Source organism: Mesorhizobium sp. B4-1-4 (assembly GCF_006439395.2).
GTDB lineage: Bacteria > Pseudomonadota > Alphaproteobacteria > Rhizobiales > Rhizobiaceae > Mesorhizobium.
Map to the genome: position 1 here is coordinate 2,677,104 of NZ_CP083950.1, position 18,605 is coordinate 2,695,708.

The window sequence follows — 18,605 nt, forward strand, 5'->3', positions numbered from 1 at the left end:
CGAGCCTCAGCGATCCTGGGACACTTGGCAGGAAACGGGTGGCGGAGCCGGCCCTTGGGGGTTTCAATGTCGCCATGTTCATCACGCGGCAAAGAGACCTGAAACCAACACCACTGCCGGTTGCCGATGATCCGCGCTGGGGGCTGATCGTCAGGCGCGACAAGTCGGCTGACGGCAAATTCTGGTATTCGGTGGCGACCACCGGCGTCTATTGCCGGCCCTCCTGTCCATCGCGGCGTGCCAACCCCAGGAATGTGCAGCTGCACGACACGCTGGCCCAGGCGAAGGCGACCGGCTTCCGCCCCTGCCGCCGCTGCAACCCGGATGGCCCGTCGATCGATGCCGGCAATGCCGCGATGGTCGCCAAGGCCTGCCGCATGATCGAGGACAGCGAGGAAGAACCCTCGCTTGACCAGCTGGCGGTCGCGGCCGGCCGCAGCCCCGGCTACTTCCATCGCGTCTTCAGGGCGACCACCGGATTGACACCGAAGGATTATGCCGCCGCGCACCGGGCCGCCCGGGTCCGCCAAAGCCTGGAAGACGGCGTCAGCGTGACAACCGCGATCTACGATGCCGGTTTCAATTCGAGCGGGCGCTTCTATGAGAAATCGACCGGCATGCTCGGCATGACGCCAACGCGCTACCGCGCCGGCGGCGCCAACGAAGACATCCGCTTCGCCGTAGGCGAATCCTCGCTCGGCGCCATCCTGGTCGCATCGAGCAAAAAAGGCGTCGCCGCGATCCTGCTTGGCGACGACCCGGACGCGCTGGTGCGCGACCTGCAGGACCGTTTCCCCAAGGCGCGGCTGATCGGCGGCGAACGCGACTACGAGGCGCTGGTCGCCCGCGTCGTCGGTTTCGTCGAGGCGCCGGCACTCGGTCTCGACCTGCCGCTCGACGTGCGCGGCACCGCCTTCCAGCAGCGCGTCTGGCAGGCCTTGCGGGATATCCCGGTCGGCGGCACCATATCCTACGCCGAGATCGCACAGCGCATTGGTGCGCCGAAGGCGACCCGTGCCATCGCGGCCGCCTGCGCCGCCAACGCGCATGCCATAGCCATTCCTTGCCATCGCGTGATCCGCAAGGACGGGACCCTGTCAGGCTATGCCTGGGGCGCCGAGCGCAAACGCGCGCTGCTCGAGCGGGAGGCCGGCGGGTCGATGAAAGCAGCCGACAACGCCCGCCGGTCTTCGCGGGGCTGACGACCGGCGATGCGCGCGATGGCAAGCTCTTCCGCCGCCGGTGCGAACAGCCGGATTTCCGCCGGCGCTGCCGTTAGCCGTGAGGATGCGAAATCACAGGTGTTGGCCGCCATCGGCGAGCTTGTCGATGCCGGCAAGGCCGAGTTGCGCCACGGGCCGAAAGGCGAGACCGAATTGCGGCTGCCGTCAGGCGAGGTTTTCGTGCTCGGCGAAGTCGCAGTCACGCGTGTCGCGTGAATATACTCAGCACCTGCGGCACTTACCTTTTCACCGCTCGTCCCCAGACCCCGAGATTCGAATTTGAAAGCAAGCATCGGAGTGAGAGACGCAAAGCAGACGTCTAGGGTCAGCCACACAGAAGGAGTGAAGGCAATGAACCTCATGCAAACCGACGTGCCGGCGGCACCCTTTGACGCCGCCACCCTCGACACCATCGCCTACGCCATCGGCGAATCCGCGATCGGCACCATCCTGGCGGCGCGCAAGCCGCATTGGCGTCTGCGCCATCCTGATCGGCTCCGACGCAGAAACACTGGAGCAGGACCTCGCCAACCGCTTCCCCGGCAGGATGCTGGCCGAGGACGGAGCCGCCCTGCGCGACGACCTCGTGGCAATCGCGCGCTTCATCGAGACGCCGGCCGCCGGCCTCGACCTGCCGCTCGATATGCGCCACGGCACGCCTTTCCAGCAAAGGGTGTGGGAGGTGCTGCGCGCCATCCCGTGCGGTGCCACCATCACCTATACGGCCCTTGCCCGGCGCCTCGGCCTGCCCGATGGCGCCCGCGCCGTGGCGACGGCCTGCGCCGCCAATGCGATCGCGCTCGGCATTCCCTGCCACCGCGTCCTGCGCGCCGACGGCACGCTGTCCGGCTACCGCTGGGGCGTCGAGCGCAAGCGCGCTTTGCTCGACAGGGAGGCCGCGATATGAACGCCCACGCCAAGGTTGCCGCAGCCGCGGTCGAAGCGGCGGAGACACGCATCGCCGGCTACGACTGGCCGGCCTTGGCCGCCGAACTCGACGGCTTCGGCTGCGCGGTTATGGAAAAGCTGCTGTCGCCGCAGGAGTGCCGGCAGATCGCCGGCCTCTATCCGCAGGAAGAACATTTCCGCAGCCACATCCACATGGCCAGGCATGGTTTCGGCAAGGGCGAATACCGCTACTTCCGCTATCCTCTGCCCGACCTGATCGGCGGCCTGCGCAGCGCACTCTATCCACGGCTGGCCGAGGTCGCCAACCGGTGGAACGAGCGCATGGGGCTTGCGATGCGCTATCCCGCGACTCATGCCGAGTTTCTCGACCAGTGCCATGCCGCCGGACAGGTCAGGCCGACGCCGCTTCTGCTGCAATATGTGCCTGGCGACTTCAATTGCCTGCACCAGGACCTCTACGGCGATCTTGCCTTTCCGCTGCAGGTCGCGATCCTGCTTTCGGAGCCGGGCAAGGATTTCACCGGCGGCGAGTTCGTGCTGACCGAGCAGCGGCCGCGCATGCAGAGCCGGGTCGAAGTGGTGCCGCTGCGCCAGGGCGACGCCGTCGCCTTCGCCGTCCACAATCGGCCGGTGCAGGGTACGAAGGGCAACTACCGCGTCAATCTGCGCCACGGCGTCAGCCGCCTGCGCTCAGGCATGCGCCACACCGTTGGCATCATTTTTCATGATGCCACCTGAGTGCAGGCTCACGCCTCCCAATAGGGCGGATCGCCGAAGACATCGTGCAGCCATGCGATGAGCGCGCGCAGTTTGGCGGACCCGCGCCGGTCCTCGGGACAGGCGATGTAGATGGTGGCTCCTTCCGGCTCGGCACCGACATCGACGACCGCCAGTCGGTTGTCGGCAAGCTCCTTCTGGATGAAGTATGCGGGCAGCAGCGCCAGGCCGAGGCCGGCAAGCGCGGCATCGCGCATCAGAATCCCATTGTTGACGCGCAGCGCGGTTTCCGGGCGGATCGTCACCAGCCGCCGCGAAATCTTGAACCGCCAGTCGGCGGCACCCCGGATGGAAAAGATGATGCCCTTGTGGCGTTTCAGGTCCTCGATCGTCGCGGGCCGTCCGAACCGCTCGAGATAGTCCGGCGAAGCCACCAGGAAGCGGCGGCTGGAAGCCAGTTTCTTGACGATGACAGGTCCGTCCTCGACAACCGGCCCGTGACGCAAAATGGCGTCATAGCCCTCGGCCACTATGCTGACGAAGCGGTCATCGAGATCGAGCGTCAGTTCAATCCCCGGATGCTTGGCCAGGAAGCCGTACAGCGCCGGGCCGAGATGCAGGATGCCGAAACTGGTTGGAGCCGCTATCCTGAGCGGCCCGGCAAGTTCGCCCCGGCGCTCCGCGACTTCGGCGCCGGCATCGGCCACCTCCTGCATGATGCGCTTGGCGCGTTCGTAGAAACTGCGCCCCGCCTCGGTGATGGACAATTTGCGCGTCGTGCGATCGAGCAGCTTCGTGCCGAGGCTGCGCTCGAGTTCCGACAACCGCTCGCTGATGACCGATTTCGACAGCGCCATGCGCCTGGCCGCTTCGGTGATCGAACCGGATTCCGCGACGGCGACAAAGGCGGCGGCGGATTCGAGCTTCAGCATTGTTCGGCTTTCCCGAATTCACAATCAGGCGACCGTCGCCTAACGAAATCAAGGACATGGTGTCATAGTTGGCGAGGCCGCGATATGGCGGCCGCAAACAAATCTCGGCGGGAGTATGGTATGTTTCGTCCTTTGGTCGTCGTCCTTGGTCTGTTGGCAATGAGCGTTCCAGCTTCGGCCCGCGTGGTCCCCTTTCCGGCCGGTTTCAAGACGCGGACGATCGAGACCAACGGCACCAGCCTGCATGTGCGGGTTGGCGGAAAAGGCCCGGCGGTCGTGCTGCTGCACGGCTTTGCCGATACGGGAGACATGTGGGGAGCGGCAGCGATAAGGTTGATGAAAGAACACACGGTGATCGTGCCCGACCTGCGCGGCATGGGCCTTTCGGCGCATCCCGACGGCGGCTATACCAAGAAAAACCAGGCGGTCGACATCGCCGGCGTGATGGATGCGCTCAAGATCGACAAGGCCGATCTGGTGACGCACGATATCGGCAATATGGTCGGCTATGCGCTGGCCGCGCAATATCCGAAGCGCATCACCAAATGGGTCGTCATCGACGCGCCGCTGCCGGGCATTGGCGACTGGGAGAAGATCAAGCAGAGCCCGCTGCTGTGGCACTTCAACTTCCGCGGCCCCGACATGGAACGGCTGGTCAAGGGCCGCGAGCGCATCTATCTCGATCGCTTCTACAACGAATTGTCGGCCGACCCGAAGAAGATCGACGAGGCGACGCGCGTCCACTACGCGAAGCTCTATGCCCGGCCGCATGCGATGCATGACGCCTTCGAGCAGTTCAAGGCATTCGACCAGGATGCGATCGACAATCAGGCGATGCTGGCCAGCGGCGGCAAGCTGACAATGCCGGTGCTGGCGGTGGGCGCCGAGAAATCGGCCGGCACGAGCCAGGCCGACATTCTGCGCTTCGTCGCCAGCGACGTGACCGGAGCCATCGTGCCCGCCTCCGGCCATTGGATCATGGAGGAAAACCCTGACGCCACCGTCAAGCTGATCACGGATTTCCTCGCCAGGTAACAACCTCGCGGAGCGGCCATTCCGGGCTTTGCCGAGACCGGTCTTGTAAGGCAAAACCGAACCGGGTTGATCGGCCACAGCCCCGGTCACCCCGCCGGCGCGTAGCGGCTGACCACCATGCCGCAGGCATAGGCCTTCGAGGCGAGCAGCCGCAGCTTCCCGAAACCGCCCTGGTCGAAGATGCGGCGGCCCGCGCCCAGCACGGCCGGGTTGACGAACAGCTGGAACTCGTCGACCAGCCCGGCCGCGATCAGCGAGGAAGCAAAGCCGGCGCCGCCGAAGACGGCGATGTCGCCGCCCTCGCCGGCCTTCAGCGCCGCGACCTCACGCGGCAGGTCGCCGCTCACCACCGTCGTGCGTTCCCATCGCGAGGCCTTGAGCCTGTCGCTCGGCACCACCTTGTGCGCCTCGACGATGCGCCGGGCGAAGGCGTAGAACGGATCGGCCGGATATTTCCGCGCCGCATTGCCCCAATGGGTGAGATAGCCCTCCTCGGCCATCTTTCGGCTGAGCAGGATGGTGTCGATGCCGGCGAACACGACGTTGAAGTCCCGCTTCAGCTCGGCGTCCCAGCCATTGTCGTCACCCCATTCCCAGAGCTGCCAGTCATGGTCCTCATTGGCGCCGACGAAACCGTCGACCGATATCTGCATATGAAGGATCAGCTTTTTCATGTCTGGAGGTGCTCCTCGTCTCAATCGCCAAAGTGGTTTACTTCTGGAACCATTGACGCGAAACCAAAATGATGTCAATAGTGAAGTGATTTAAAAATGGAACCATAGACATGTCGACGCGCGAAAGATCCGGCTGCCCGATCAACCTGTCGCTCGAACTGCTCGGCGACCGCTGGACGCTGCTCATCATCCGCGACCTGGTCTTCGCCGGGAAAAAGCATTTTCGCGAGTTCCTGCAATCCGATGAAGGCATTTCCTCGCGTACGTTGGCCGAGCGGCTGCAGACGCTGCAAGACGAAGGCATTCTCACCCGCAGCGACGACCCGACCCACGGGTTGAAGGCGATCTACCGGCTGACCGAGGCCGGTATCGACCTGTTGCCGGTGCTGGCCACGCTCGGCGCCTGGGGCAGCAAGCACCGCAAGGCCGACGATGATCTCGCCCGCATCGCCGACGAACTGGCCGCCGGCGGCGATGCGGCGCTGGAACGGATCAAGGCAGCGCTGCGCGCGGAGCATGCTGGATAGGGGCGCGTGGCAGGCCTTCCGTCCAGGTGATCGGTTTAATTTTAGCGTTTCGTAAAACAATACGTAGAAACCCCTGCTGTAGTACCTGGTACTGATCTGACGAGGGGCGCTGTCGTGTTGAAAGACTTCTGGGCTTCGGAGCGCGGCAATTTCGCGCTGACCACGGTGATCGCGATGCTGCCGCTGATGCTTGGCGTGGCCGGCGCGATCGATCTGGTGGGCACGAGCGACGACGCCGACCACTTGCAGAACTCGCTGGACGCGGCGGGACTCGCCATCGGGACAAAATATTATGCCGGAATGGCGGCTGGCGACGTGCAGCAACTCGGCCAGAACTTCTTCACGGCCAATATGCGCGCCGCCGACCAGCAGGAATATTCGGGAAGCGTCGCAGCCCTCTCGAGCGCCGCCAGCGGCGGCCCCAGCGCCTACTACATTTCGCTTTCGTCCAGCATCAGCCGTCCCAGCTTCATCAGCGCCCTGCCCCCCTGGCAAGCCTCGCGCTCCACTATGGTCAAGATCGTGCCCGGTGCGCAGGCCTGCGTACTTGCGCTCGATCCTCATGCATCCGCTGCGGTCAACCTGCAAGGCTCGACCAACGTCGCGATGAACCATTGCGTGATCGCCGCCAACTCGGACGCGGCCGATTCCGTCAACAGAGGCGGCTCTGCGCTGGTGAGCGCCAGCTGCGTTTCGACCGTTGGCGGCACTTCCGGCCTCTTGCCGCCCAACGCCAGCTTGAGTTGCGGCAATCCGCTCGAACGTCAGTACGCGTCGTTTGACCCGCTGGCCAACGTCACCCCTCCCCCCTACACGCTTTGCCAGACGGCACCCAACGGCAAATCCATCACCCTTTCGCCCGGCACCTATTGCGACAAGACATGGTCGGGAAACATCACGCTCAACCCCGGCGTCTACATACTGCGTGGGGTCACCATAAAGCTCGGCGGAAATGGCAGCCTCACCGGCCAGGGCGTGACGATATTCCTGATGGAAGGCGCGCAAATCTACATCAACGCAAATGAACAGGTGACCCTCTCGCCGCCCACCAGCGGCACCTATGCCGGCATCACCATATTCCAGGATCGCGGCAATACATCGCCGCTGACACTGAATGGCGGGGCCGGCTCGGTGATCAGCGGCTTCATCTACGCACCGGACGCGCCGATATTCTACGCCGGCAACTCGGATATGAATTCCCAGGGCGACTGCATCCGGCTCGTCGGCGATACCGTGCAGATGACAGGAAATTCGGCCGTGCAGTCGGATTGCGCGGCGGCGCTCGGAAATCGCGAAATGTATGCGGGCCGCCTGATCACGCTTGTCAAATGAGCCGAGAGAGCCGGCCGCCGGCGGCAAGCCGTCTCTGGAAGCGATGAAGACGGTATTGCGGGCCGGGCAGTTTGGTTAGGCGGCGGCTCTTTTCAGGTTCAGGCGAAGCAGCTTTCCTCTCTAAGTCAGCGCCGCCCCTCACCTGCCTGCCGGCATCCTCTCCCGGTAGAGTTACGGGGAGAGGATCGCTCATCGCCGATTTCATCAACCTGCGGGATGCTTTTCAACAAACCCGTTCCTTGCTTGACAATGATCCCCTTTTGTTCTTCATTCGTTCGCATCTATCAGCAACTGCGGATGAGCGGTCGGGAATGGAGACGACAGCCACCATCCTGCATGCCGATCTCGATGCCTTCTATGCCTCGGTCGAGCAGCTGCTCGATCCGTCGCTGCGCGGCAAGCCGATCGCGGTCGGCGGCGGCGTGGTGCTGGCCGCCTCCTATGAGGCGCGCGCCTTTGGCGTGCGCGGCGGCATGCCGGGACGCAAGGCGCGCGAGCTTTGCCCGCAGCTGATCTTCGTCGGCGGCAATTTCAGCCACTACCAGCGGCTGGGCGACGCGGCGATCAAGGTGCTCGTCGATTTCACGCCGGTGGTGGAGCGGATCTCCATCGACGAAGCCTTCGCCGATGTCGCCGGCTGCACGCATCTGTTCGGCCCGCCGGACGAAATCGCCAAAACCATCCGCCGCCGCGTGCGGGCCGAACTCGGCCTGCCGATCTCGATTGGCGTGGCCCGCACCAAGCATCTGGCCAAGATCGCCTCGCAGGTGGCCAAGCCCGACGGGCTGGTGGTGGTCGATCCGGGAACCGAGCTTGCCTTCCTGCACGACCTGCCGGTCTCGCTGATGTGGGGCGTCGGCCCGGCGACCAGGGCGCGGCTGGCCGAAATCGGCGTCGAGACCATCGGCCAGCTGGCCAGGACGCATAGCGGCGCGCTGACGCGACTGCTTGGCCCCGCCGCCGGCGAAAAGCTCGCCGCTCTGTCATGGAACCGCGACCCGAGAAAGCTGGAGACGAAGCGCCGCGCGCATTCGGCCGGCGCGCAATCGGCGCTTGGTCACAAGCCGGCCGTGGCGCGGGTGATCGTGCCGACTTTGCTGCATCTGGCCGACCGCGTCGCCAGCCGGCTGCGCGCCAAGGCGCGGCCCGGCCGCACGGTGACGGTGCGCGTGCGCTTTGCCGATCTCCGCGCCGTGACGCGCTCGATTACGCTCGACCAGCCGATCTCGGCGACCACCATGCTGGCCGAAATCGCCGGCGATCTCGTGCGCGGCGTGCTTGCCGACCACCCCCGGGAGAAGGTGATCTCGCTGCTGGCGATCTCGGTCTCGCATCTGGAGGAAAGCGCCGAACTGCAGCTCGACCTGCCGCTCGGGCTTGCCGACGAGAAGCGCCGGCCCGGCACCCAGAAAGGCCTGGCACGCTTTGGCGCCGACCGCGCCATCGACAAGATCCGCGAGCGCTTCGGCAAGCAGGCGGTCGGCTACGGCGCAGTGGCGCTCGAAGCGGGACGTTCGGTGCCCGACGAATTCAGGGAACTGGCGGAAAAGGAGCTGTGAGCGGACGGCGCACCCGTCTCAGCCTCTGATCGCCCTACCCGTCTGCTGCAGCAGCTCAAACGCCGCGAAGCGCTTGGCGTGCCAGCCGGTCAGCGGCGCGTTGGGATGATAGGCTTCGCCGAGTTCCGACATGGCGGCCATGGCCATCACCAGATCCTCATAGGCTCCAGCAGCGACGGCTCCGAGCATCGCCGAGCCCAGCAGCACCGGCTCCTGCGAGGTCGACGCCACCACAACCAGGCCGGTTGTATCGGCCAGCAGTTGGCGGACCAATGGGCTTTGGCCCGCGCCGCCGCTGACGACGATCGTATCGACGGCAATGCCCTTTTCGCGCTCGGCGCGCACGATCTGGCGCGCGCCATAGCCAAGACCGCAGATGCCGGCGACATAGAGCGCGACCAGGCTGTCGAGACTGGTGTCGAGATCGAGCCCGGCGATCAGCGCATGTGCGTCCGGATCGGCGAAAGGCGCGCGATTGCCAAGAAATTCCGGCACGACATGGATGCCGCCGGCCAGCGCCGGCACAGCCGCCGCCCCGCCCCGGCTTTCGGCCAGCAGCGACAGCCAGACGCTGAGAGTGAGCCCTGCGGCTCGTGCTTTCTCCGTCGCTTCGCCGGCTGCCGGATGCAAGCGCACCAGGTGGTCGATGGCCGCGCCTGCCGCCGATTGCCCGCCCTCGTTCAGCCATAGGCCCGGCACCATGGCCGAGAAATACGGACCCCAGACGCCGTCGACAAAAGCCGGCTCGGCCGTCGTCGACATGGTACAGGCCGAGGTGCCGAAGACATAGGCCATGCGCGACAGAACACTGCCGGCTGCGCCGCGCGCGCCGACCGTGCCGATACCACCGGCATGCGCGTCGATCAGGCCCGCCGCTACGGCTGTTCCCTCGGCCAGGCCCAGCTCTGCGGCCGCTTGCGCCGTCAGCCCGCTGCCGAGTGCCGCACCGGCTGGCACGATCTCGGTGCCGATGCGCGTGAAGGCCTCGTCGGCGAGTGCCCCGAGGCCTATCTCGCGGAAATATCCCTCGTCCCATCGGTTTTCATGCGCGAGGTAGGTCCATTTGCAGGTCACCGTGCAGACCGAGCGGGCAAGGCTGCCGCTGGCACGCCAGGTCAGGAAGTCGGCGAGATCCAGAAACTGCCAGGCCGCGTCGAAGGTAGCAGGCAGGTTTTCGGTCAGCCACAGAAGTTTCGGCGTCTCCATTTCCGGCGAGATGACGCCGCCGACATAGTTCAGCACCGCCTCGCCACTGCGGTTGATGCGGCGCGCCTGTTCCGCCGCACGGTGATCCATCCACACGATGATGTTGCGCTCCGGATCGCCAGATGGGCCAACCGGCAGCGGCGCACCGCCTTCGCCCAGCACCACGAGCGAGCAGGTGGCATCGAAGCCGATCCCGGCGATCGTCTCCGGCGCGGCGCCGGATTGGGCGACGGCCTCGCGCACCGCGGCGCACACCGCACGCCAGATGTCGCGGCTCGACTGCTCGACGATGTCGCCGGGCTCGCGCCACACCTTGATGTCCCGCTTGGCCGAGGCCAGCAGGGTGCCGGACAGATCGAACACCCCGGCGCGCGCGCTACCGGTGCCGACGTCGATGCCTATGTAATGGGGCAAGGAAAACCTCTGATTTCAGGGAGCAGCAGGTCGTAAGCAGTGAGTGGACGGTGGTGAGGTGGAGCCCGGCTACCGACTACTCTTCAGAGATCATTGCTCTGCGGCAGGATCACGAGATCCCTGATGGTGACGTTCCTTGGCCGGGTCAGCATGAACATCACCGCTTCGGCCACTTCGCGCGGCTGCATCAGGCCACCGGCGGCGAGCTCTTCCTCGAGCTTTGCCTTCGGCCAGTCGTCGACCAACGCCGTCACCACCGGGCCGGGCGCCACCGCACCAACGCGCAAGCCGTGCCTGGCGACCTGCCGGCGCACCGTGTGGACAAAGGCCTGCACGGCATGCTTGGAGGCGGTGTAGATCGGCTCCCAGACCACCGGAACCAGTCCGGCGATCGAACTGGTGACGATGATGTCGCCGGTCTTGCGCTCGACCATGTGCGGCAGGACGGCCTGGATCGAGCGGAAGCAGGCGTTGATGTTGAGGTTCAGCACGCGATCCCAGAGGTCGGGATCGCCGTTCGCCACCTCGCCGCCGACATAGGCGCCGGCATTGGCGTGGAAGATGTCGAGCTGGCCGGCCTTTTCCAGGATCCGCGGCATCATCGTTGCAACGCTTGCCGGCTGCATCAGCTCGATCGACAGCGGGATCGCCTTCGGACCGAGTTCGGCACAGAGTGTGTTCAGCGTCGCCTCGGCGCGGTCGACCAGCACCACGGTGGCGCCTGCCGCCAGCATATGCCTGGCGCATTCCAGACCGATGCCTGAAGCCGCACCGGTGATGGCGGCAACTTTTCCGGACAGTTCTTCACTCATGTCTTCATTTCCTGTTGATGGGTTCAGGCTCGGCCATGAGAGACACGCGAGCGGCGTGCCAGCGAGTCGACGATGACTGCGATGGCAAGCACGGCGCCGGTGATCATGTACCGAAGCGACGAGGACAGATCGAGCAGCGTCAGCCCGCTGGCGATCGACTGGATGACGATGATGCCAAGCAGCGCCGAATAGGCACTGCCGCGACCGCCGAAGAGGCTGGTGCCGCCGATGACGGCGGCCGCGATGGCGTTGAGGTTGACGTCGCCGGTGCCGGCCTGCTGGCTGGCCGACGCAAGGCGGGCCGCCGATAAAACGCCGCCGAAGGCGGCCAGCATCGAGCACAGCACGAAGGCGCTGGAATAGATCTGCCCCACGTTGATGCCGGCACGCCGCGCCGCCTCGCGGTTGCCGCCGACCGCCGACATCGAGCGGCCCCATTTGGTCCGCGTCAGCGCGTAGTGCATGGCGATGACCAGGCCGACGAAAAGGCCGAACATCCAGGGAATGCCGCGTGCCTGGTTGAGATAGAAGACGATGAATTCCAGCACGAGCGTCATCGCCACGGCGCGCGTGATCAGGCCACCGCTCGACGGCGCCGACAAATTGGCGGCACGGCGGCGCGCCACGGTGCGCAGGCCGGTGACCAGCATGACGATGCCCGGCACGGCCGCCAGCCCGAAGGAAACCCATTTCGGCATCACCAGCAGCTGGCCGAAATTCACCAGGTTCGAGCCGTAAGGCAGGTTTATCGAGCCGGTCGACCCCAGAATGTAAAGCTGTAGGCCGAGTACCGCGAGCAGGCCCGCCAGCGTCGAGACGAAGCTCGGCATGCCCAGCCGATTGAACAAAAGCGCATAGAGCGCGCCGATGAAGCCGCCGAAGGCGACTGCGGCAAGAATGGCGAGCGCCACCGGCCAGCCCTGGTTGACCCAAAGCGAGCCGACCAGTGCGGAGGCAAAGCCGCTGATCGAGCCGACCGACAGGTCGATCTCGCCGACCATGAGCACACAGACGATGCCGAGCGCGATGACGCCGACGGTAGAGCAGTCAAACAGCAGGTTGACCAGGTTGCTGCTCGACAGGAAGATCGGGTTGATGCTGGCGAACACAGTCCAGATGATGACCAGCCCGACGATGACCGGCAGCGAACCGAGATCACCGGAACGCACGCGATCGGAAAAGGCGCGGATGGTGCCACCGATCCCGGCCTCGTGCCTGACGCGCACATCGGCACGGTCGAGCGGCGCTGGAGCGGGCTTTTGGGCTTCAAGGCTCATGAGTGTTGCTCCTGCGTGTGATCCGGCCTCGCCTGCCGGCGCTCCGCACGCCGCGAAACCGAATTGTTCGACGCGCCGGTGATGGCGCTGACCAGTTCCTGGTTCGAGGCGTCGGGCGTGAAGATACCGTTGTTGCGACCAAGCCGGAGCACGACGATACGGTCGGCCACCGCGCGCACGTCTTCCATGTTATGGCTGATGATGACGACGCCGAGGCCGCGATCGCGCACGCGTTCGATCAGGTTGAGCACCTCGGCCGTCTGCGCCACGCCGAGTGCGGCCGTCGGCTCGTCGAGCAGGATGAGTTTCGGCTCGAGCAGCAGCGAGCGCGCGATCGCCACTGTCTGGCGCTGGCCGCCCGACAGCGACGCCACCACCTCGCGCACGCTTGGGATGCGCGCCGACAGTTCGTTGAGCAGCGTCCAGGCGCGCACTTCCATCGCCACTTCGTCGAGCCGCAAGGGGTTGAGCTCGCGGCCGAGAAAGATGTTGGCGACGATGTCGAGGTTCTCGCACAACGCCAGGTCCTGGAACACGGTGGCGATGCCGAGCGTGAGCGCGGCACTCGGGTCGGCAAGCACCACCTGCTTGCCTTGAAAACTGATGGCGCCCGAACTTGGCTGATGCACACCGGCAAGGATCTTGACCAGCGTCGACTTGCCGGCCCCATTGTCGCCCACCAGCGCCACCACTTCGCCGGCATGCACGTCGAGGTCGATGTCGGTGAGCGCCGAGACGGCGCCGAAATTCTTCGAAACACCACGCAAGCTGAGCACCAGCTCGCCAGCCGGAACCGCCGGAGTATCGATCATGCCTGGAACACCTCTTCAAACCAGTTCGGAATATGCGCTGTCCGGCCACGGCCGGACAGCGCAGCAGCTAAAAGTTGCGGTCAGTTGATACCCAGCTTCTTGCAGCCTTCCGCGTAACGGTCGACGCACAGTTCAGCCGCGGTGTTGATCTTCTTGTCGATGATCTCGGCCTTCAGGTTTTCCTGCGTCACGACAGCAGGCGTGAACAGCTGCGAGGGCGTATCGTACAGCGTCGTCTCGGCCTTTGGCGTCTCGCCCGAAAGCAGCTTCACAGCGACGTTCGCCGCCGCGGCCGCCACGATCTCGCTCGGCTTGGAGATGGTGTTGTACTGATCGCCGGCGATGATCAGCTGCAGCGCGGCGATCGTCGCGTCATTGCCGGTCACCGGCGGAACCGGGTCGACACCGGCGGCCTTGAAGGCAGCGATGGCGCCGCCGCCGGTGCCGTCATTGGCGGCAACCACGCCGAGGATCTTCGGACCGAAGCGGGTGATCTGGCCGCCTGTCCATTGCTGCGCCTTCGGCGGCGCCCATTCCGGTGTGTCGAATTCGGCCAGGATCTGGTAGCCGCTGTTGTCCAGTCCCTCATGGATACCCTTCTTGATCAGGCCGGCAGCCGCGTCGGTTGGTGAACCGTTGATCTGCAGCACACCGCCGGTGGCCGGGTCGACCTTGAGCGCCTTCAGATGGGCGACCAGCGAATCCGCGATGGCCTTGCCGATGCCTTCATTGTTGAACGAGACATAGAAGTCGGCCGGAGCGGTCGGGATCGGCCGGTCATAGGCGATGACCTTGATGCCCTGGCTTTGCGCCAGCTTGACCAGCGAGGCAGCGGCGGTCGAGTCGACAGGGTCGAGCACGATCGCCTTGGCGCCTTGCGAGATCACCGAGTTGAACTGCTGCTGCTGGCGCGAGACGTCGGCATCGGCGTTCTGGTAGATCACCTTGCAGCCCGGGCACAGCTTCTTCATCTCGGCGGCGAAGCCGGGATAATCGTGCTGCTCGTAGCGGGTCGAGGCCTGGTCGGGCATCAGGAAGGCAACCGTGGCATCGGTGACCTCGGCGGCACGGACGCTGGCAGCGGTGCCGGCCAGCAGCGACAGCGCGAGCGCCGCCATGCCGGTCGACTTTATTGAAATTCTGGTCATTCGGTCTTCTCCGTTTCTGGATATGGTTGTAAGAAGGTCGTTGACTGCTTTGTGTAGAGACGCGACCTTTCCTGGTCCCTGGTATTGGGACCAGGGCCTGGAGGCGGCCTTTCCAGGCTGCGCCGACATCCTCCTGGCGCGGAGGATTTCCCGGACAAGCGCTCTCCATCGCGGACCGCTTCCTTGCGGTCCACGTCCTCATGTCGAAAACTGTATCTCCTCCCTTGGCTCCTCCCGTTAAGCGGCTTTTCCCGCGTTGATATTGTCGGCCAGCAGGCGTCTGAAACGCGAGGGCGGCATGCCCTTCTCCGCCAGGAATTGCCGGTTGAAATTGGACAGGTTGTTGAAGCCCACCTCGTAGCAGATGTCGGTGATCGAGGCCTGCTCGTCGCTCATGAGTATCTGGCAGGCAAGATTGATGCGCAGCCGCTTGACATACTGCACCAGCGACATGCCGGTGTGGCGGCGAAACGAACGCGAAAACGCGCCGGTCGATTGCCCGGCGATGGCCGCAAGGTCGGCCTCATCGAACAGCTGCGTCAGATTTTCCCTGATATAGGCGAGTGCTTTGTTCATGCCGGCTGTCATGTAGCCGGAGGGGTCGGGCCGGTAACTGGCGCTGGCCAGCAGCCGGATTTCCTGGGCGCGGCTGAGCAGGCCCGCGATCATCATGAACAGCTCGATGCGGCGCACGCCCTGCGCCTGCATCATCTCTTCCATCAGCGGCGCCAGCTCCTTGTTGGTGCGGGCGGAAAACAGCACGCCGCGCCGCGATGCCTCGAGCAGCGGGCCCAGCCCCGCGAGCTCAGGCAGAATATGCATGGCATCGCCGATGAAACTCTCCGAGAACTGGATGATGCGACCGCGCAGCGGAATGGAACTGTCGCGCGGAATGTCGCTGACCCAATTGTGCGGCAGGTTGGGTCCGGTCAGCACCAGATTGCCAGGCTCGAACTCGCCGATGAAGTCTCCCACGAAATACCGGCCGCTGGTGAAGATCACCTGATGAAGCTCGTATTCGGGATGGAAATGCCAGCGCACTGTGTGGAAGGGATAGCCGTGCGACCACGCTTTGAAAGACTCACCGCGTCTGATCTGGACAACTTCCAGGTCCGGTTCCATGTCCGTTTCCTCCCGGGCCGGCACGGATCATTGCCGCATTCGGCCCCAATTCCCTAAACCGGCCGAATTGGTTTCGGCTCTGCATTTCGAAACCACGGTACCGGCTCGTTTGAGCAGGCGCCACCACGATTCAGGGCAGCGGATGATACTTTTTTGACCGGGAGGGGACGCGGGGAAGCGATATTCGGACAGCCTTGCTGATAGCCGCGCAATGGTGCGCGCCGGCACCGAGAGGGGGCCACCGCCTACCCTCGTCCTGGCGCGTTGCCGCGGTCGATCTGTAGGCCCAGATCACCAAGCCCGCGCCGCCATGCAAGTTCCGCGATCGTAGGCATGTGCGCCATCACCCGAGGCCCTGCTTCAGCAGCTGTTCGAAGTTCGCGCCGCCATGGCTGGCCAGAGCCGAATTCCAAGCAGTGTTCAGAGCCGTGCCGTGCCGAAAACCCGGTCCCAGAAAATGGACGTCACGCCGAAATTGGCAGTGTCATCGACATGGTGGTGCACCGCGTGGCGGCGCTTGAGCGTGTAAAGGTAGCTCGGATGGCTCGGGTGCCAGTGATGGATCATGTGATGGACGCTGATGTACCAGAGATAGCCCAGCATCAGGCCGCAGCTCACCGCGCTCGCGGCCACGAAGCCGGAAACCAACCAGACAGGCAGGAACGCGACCAGCGCATGGACGCCCAGGCTGAGCCAGGTCGGCGTGCCCACCGAGCTGCGCTCCTCGACATGATGGCGGTCGTGCAGATCCCTGATCCAGGGAATGTGGTGAAGGACGAAGCGGTGCAGGACGTATTCGATCAGCGTCCACAGGCCAAGGCAGACCAGCATCGTGCCGATCCAGTCCGGCGCGCTCTCTTCTCCGGCCTCGATCAGCCCGGCCACCCCCAATATGGCGATGACCAGGGGATAGACCACGAAGTCGCTGTAGTAGCCGATCAGACCCAGTTGCATTCGGACGCCCCACTGACTTTCGACGCCAAAACGATGCTATCAGATTGCCGAACTCGCTGGTGAGGTGCAATGCAGATGCATCTGAAATAGCGTCGCAATTCCCTGGTGCAAGGATCGGCACACATCATCCCGGACGAATCAGATGGCGGCCGAAGTCGCACCGGCGCCACAAACGGACATGCAAAAATGGCAAAACGCAGTGCGGGATTGCTGATCTATCATCGAAGCGATGGCGATATCAGGGTGCTTCTGGTTCATCCCGGCGGACCGTTCTGGGCGAAGAAGGACGATGGCGCCTGGTCGATCCCGAAGGGCCTCGTCGGCGAAGACGAGGATGAGCTCGCGGCAGCGCAACGCGAAACCGAGGAAGAGCTCGGCCTCAAGGTGGAAGGCCCGTTCGAGCGTCTCGGCGACTACAGGCAGCCGGGCGGCAAGATCGTTGTGGCCTGGTCCGCCGAAACCAGAACCGGGATCGATGTGGCCACGATCAAGAGCAACATCTTCACGATGGAATGGCCGCCGCGCTCCGGGTCGATGAAAGAATTTCCGGAGGTCGACAGAGCGGGTTGGTTCAGCCTGCCCGAGGCCGAGGTCAAGATCCTTGCGGGCCAGCGGCCGATGCTGACGGATTTGTTAGCGCAGTTGAATGGAGCGTGATTGTCTCCCTGCCCCTTGTGGGGCCGGAGGAGACCCGTGGCTCGCCCCGGCACCAGCGTGCGCGCTTTCTCGCCATGGACGGAGAACCGCAATTCCTCTGGCCGCCTGCCGGACCATTCGAGCCCGGCTCTGTCGCGATGGATGCGCACGGACAGATCATTGTAGTGGCCGGGCGAAGTCTGGCTGGCCAGCATCGTGCCGCGTGCTGCGTCCGTCCAGCGCACCTCGCCGAACCGGGGAACCTCCTGCCAACAGCTGTTTCGCCACCGAGCCGATGACGGCGATCGTCTCGATCTCGGGAATGGGCGCCGCAACGGGCGCGACTTCCGGGATTGACGCGCATGTCTGCTCGCTGCAATGTCTATTAACCAGCTGTTAACCTTGCGACGGCGGAGATCGGGGGCACTTTGGAACCGTTTCTGGACGCGAACCTGCTGAATTGGGACGATCGGGCCGAAATACACGCGACCGACAGAACAGGCAGCTACCGCATCGAGAATGTGCTGGCTGGCGGATCCAATCTCTATGAGCTGGAAACGCGCGAGGTCGGAGACATTTTCGGCAAGGACATCGTCCATCTGCAATGTCATATCGGGCTTGACACGATCAGCCTGAGGAATCTCGGCGCGGGCAGCGTGACCGGCCTGGACTTTTCACCGAGGGCGATCGCTGCGGCGCGGGATTTCGCCTCCAAGGCAGGCAGTGACGTTCGCTTCGTGGAGGCGCCGCTATACGAGGCGGTCGAAGCGCTCGACCAGACCTATGACGTGGTCTACGTCACCTGGGGGTCGGTGAACTGGCTTGACGATGTCTTTCGTTGGGCGCGGGTGGTCGCCGATCTCCTGCGGCCCGGCGGCCGGCTGTACATGGCCGAGGGCCATCCCTTGATGTTCCAGTGCAATCGCAAGGCTGCCGCCCTCGAATTGAAGGACGACTGGCGAACACCGGTGGCGCGACCGCTCGCCTGGAACGAGAAGCAGACCTATACCGGCGATGAACGAACCTTGAAGCATCCTCGATACTATGAGTGGATCCATCCGATCAGCGATGTGGTGAACGCGCTGATCGCAGCGGGGCTGACGCTCGATTTTCTCAACGAGCATGACACGGTTTCCTGGAAGCATTTTTCATTCGCGGTGAGGGCCGGCAAGGATATGTACGGCCTGCCCGAGAAAACTGCAAAGATTCCAATGGCCTATTCAATTGGAGCAACCAAGCGCGGCGTCGGGACGTATCGGATCGTCCAGAAAAAAGTCGATAGCCACTAAGCCGCTATGTGGTGAGTGCTGGTGCGA

General features: G+C 64.4%; 19 protein-coding genes. 10 read left to right on the plus strand and 9 right to left on the minus strand.

All coding sequences use genetic code 11. The features are described 5' to 3' along the window. Positions 1 to 74: 74 nt before the first annotated feature. From ada to FJW03_RS13025, 4 genes are all read left to right on the plus strand, one after another. A complete protein-coding gene (gene ada, locus FJW03_RS13010) occupies positions 75 to 1,202 on the plus strand; it encodes a bifunctional DNA-binding transcriptional regulator/O6-methylguanine-DNA methyltransferase Ada (RefSeq protein ID WP_181173360.1) in 1,128 nt (375 codons plus the stop codon). A gap of 18 nt (positions 1,203 to 1,220) precedes the next feature. Beyond that, positions 1,221 to 1,439, plus strand: coding sequence for a hypothetical protein (locus tag FJW03_RS13015; protein ID WP_226890646.1), 219 nt, complete (start codon positions 1,221 to 1,223; stop codon positions 1,437 to 1,439). 172 nt (positions 1,440 to 1,611) lie between these two features. Next, a complete protein-coding gene (locus tag FJW03_RS13020; protein ID WP_226890647.1) occupies positions 1,612 to 2,130 on the plus strand; it encodes a methylated-DNA--[protein]-cysteine S-methyltransferase in 519 nt (172 codons plus the stop codon). Further along, entirely contained in the window at positions 2,127 to 2,870 is a 744-nt protein-coding gene (locus tag FJW03_RS13025) for a 2OG-Fe(II) oxygenase (RefSeq protein WP_140767002.1), read from the plus strand. Before FJW03_RS13020 ends, FJW03_RS13025 begins: the two co-directional genes overlap by 4 nt. 8 nt (positions 2,871 to 2,878) lie before the next feature. On the opposite strand, the gene FJW03_RS13030 is transcribed toward FJW03_RS13025, so the two are convergent. Beyond that, entirely contained in the window at positions 2,879 to 3,781 is a 903-nt protein-coding gene (locus FJW03_RS13030; RefSeq protein WP_140767001.1) for a LysR family transcriptional regulator, read from the minus strand. A gap of 120 nt (positions 3,782 to 3,901) precedes the next feature. On the opposite strand from FJW03_RS13030, the gene FJW03_RS13035 reads away from it, so the two are divergent. Further along, positions 3,902 to 4,816 (plus strand): alpha/beta fold hydrolase, encoded by a 915-nt coding sequence (locus FJW03_RS13035; RefSeq protein WP_140767000.1) that lies wholly within the window; start codon positions 3,902 to 3,904, stop codon positions 4,814 to 4,816. An 86-nt stretch (positions 4,817 to 4,902) separates the two neighbouring features. On the opposite strand, the gene FJW03_RS13040 is transcribed toward FJW03_RS13035, so the two are convergent. Next, positions 4,903 to 5,490: a dihydrofolate reductase family protein gene (locus FJW03_RS13040; protein ID WP_140766999.1), complete on the minus strand. Its 588-nt coding sequence runs from the start codon at positions 5,488 to 5,490 to the stop codon at positions 4,903 to 4,905. Between the two features lie 110 nt (positions 5,491 to 5,600). Between FJW03_RS13040 and FJW03_RS13045 the strand changes: the two genes are divergently transcribed. The 3 genes from FJW03_RS13045 to dinB all read left to right on the plus strand — a co-directional run bounded on the left by FJW03_RS13045 (position 5,601) and on the right by dinB (position 8,908). Then, complete coding sequence (locus FJW03_RS13045; protein ID WP_140766998.1) at positions 5,601 to 6,017, plus strand: winged helix-turn-helix transcriptional regulator; 417 nt, start codon at positions 5,601 to 5,603, stop codon at positions 6,015 to 6,017. 114 nt (positions 6,018 to 6,131) lie between these two features. Continuing rightward, positions 6,132 to 7,349: a TadE/TadG family type IV pilus assembly protein gene (locus FJW03_RS13050; protein ID WP_413466492.1), complete on the plus strand. Its 1,218-nt coding sequence runs from the start codon at positions 6,132 to 6,134 to the stop codon at positions 7,347 to 7,349. A gap of 311 nt (positions 7,350 to 7,660) precedes the next feature. Next, on the plus strand, positions 7,661 to 8,908 hold the full coding sequence (dinB, locus tag FJW03_RS13055; RefSeq protein WP_140766996.1) for a DNA polymerase IV: 1,248 nt from the start codon (positions 7,661 to 7,663) through the stop codon (positions 8,906 to 8,908). An 18-nt stretch (positions 8,909 to 8,926) separates the two neighbouring features. Here dinB and FJW03_RS13060 read toward each other — a convergent pair whose 3' ends face one another. The 7 genes from FJW03_RS13060 to FJW03_RS13090 form a co-directional block, all read right to left on the minus strand. Continuing rightward, the gene (locus FJW03_RS13060; protein WP_140766995.1) at positions 8,927 to 10,528 is read right to left on the minus strand and encodes an FGGY-family carbohydrate kinase; all 1,602 of its coding nucleotides are present in this window, start codon (positions 10,526 to 10,528) and stop codon (positions 8,927 to 8,929) included. An 83-nt stretch (positions 10,529 to 10,611) separates the two neighbouring features. Next, positions 10,612 to 11,340: an SDR family oxidoreductase gene (locus FJW03_RS13065; RefSeq protein WP_140766994.1), complete on the minus strand. Its 729-nt coding sequence runs from the start codon at positions 11,338 to 11,340 to the stop codon at positions 10,612 to 10,614. 23 nt (positions 11,341 to 11,363) lie between these two features. Then, on the minus strand, positions 11,364 to 12,617 hold the full coding sequence (locus tag FJW03_RS13070; RefSeq protein ID WP_140694497.1) for a sugar ABC transporter permease: 1,254 nt from the start codon (positions 12,615 to 12,617) through the stop codon (positions 11,364 to 11,366). Further along, positions 12,614 to 13,429, minus strand: coding sequence for an ATP-binding cassette domain-containing protein (locus tag FJW03_RS13075; protein ID WP_140612943.1), 816 nt, complete (start codon positions 13,427 to 13,429; stop codon positions 12,614 to 12,616). Before FJW03_RS13075 ends, FJW03_RS13070 begins: the two co-directional genes overlap by 4 nt. A gap of 80 nt (positions 13,430 to 13,509) precedes the next feature. Further along, complete coding sequence (locus FJW03_RS13080) at positions 13,510 to 14,577, minus strand: sugar ABC transporter substrate-binding protein (protein ID WP_140694503.1); 1,068 nt, start codon at positions 14,575 to 14,577, stop codon at positions 13,510 to 13,512. Between the two features lie 237 nt (positions 14,578 to 14,814). Then, positions 14,815 to 15,699, minus strand: a complete 885-nt coding sequence (locus FJW03_RS13085) for an AraC family transcriptional regulator (RefSeq protein WP_140694506.1) — start codon at positions 15,697 to 15,699, stop codon at positions 14,815 to 14,817. Between the two features lie 420 nt (positions 15,700 to 16,119). Then, positions 16,120 to 16,653, minus strand: a complete 534-nt coding sequence (locus FJW03_RS13090) for a sterol desaturase family protein (protein ID WP_140694508.1) — start codon at positions 16,651 to 16,653, stop codon at positions 16,120 to 16,122. Between the two features lie 186 nt (positions 16,654 to 16,839). Between FJW03_RS13090 and FJW03_RS13095 the strand changes: the two genes are divergently transcribed. Both FJW03_RS13095 and FJW03_RS13100 read left to right on the plus strand, forming a co-directional pair. After that, positions 16,840 to 17,310 carry an NUDIX domain-containing protein gene (locus FJW03_RS13095; protein ID WP_140766993.1) on the plus strand — a complete coding sequence of 157 codons (471 nt, stop codon included), beginning with the start codon at positions 16,840 to 16,842 and terminating at the stop codon, positions 17,308 to 17,310. Between the two features lie 407 nt (positions 17,311 to 17,717). Continuing rightward, on the plus strand, positions 17,718 to 18,578 hold the full coding sequence (locus FJW03_RS13100; RefSeq protein ID WP_140694514.1) for a class I SAM-dependent methyltransferase: 861 nt from the start codon (positions 17,718 to 17,720) through the stop codon (positions 18,576 to 18,578). Positions 18,579 to 18,605: the final 27 nt, after the last annotated feature.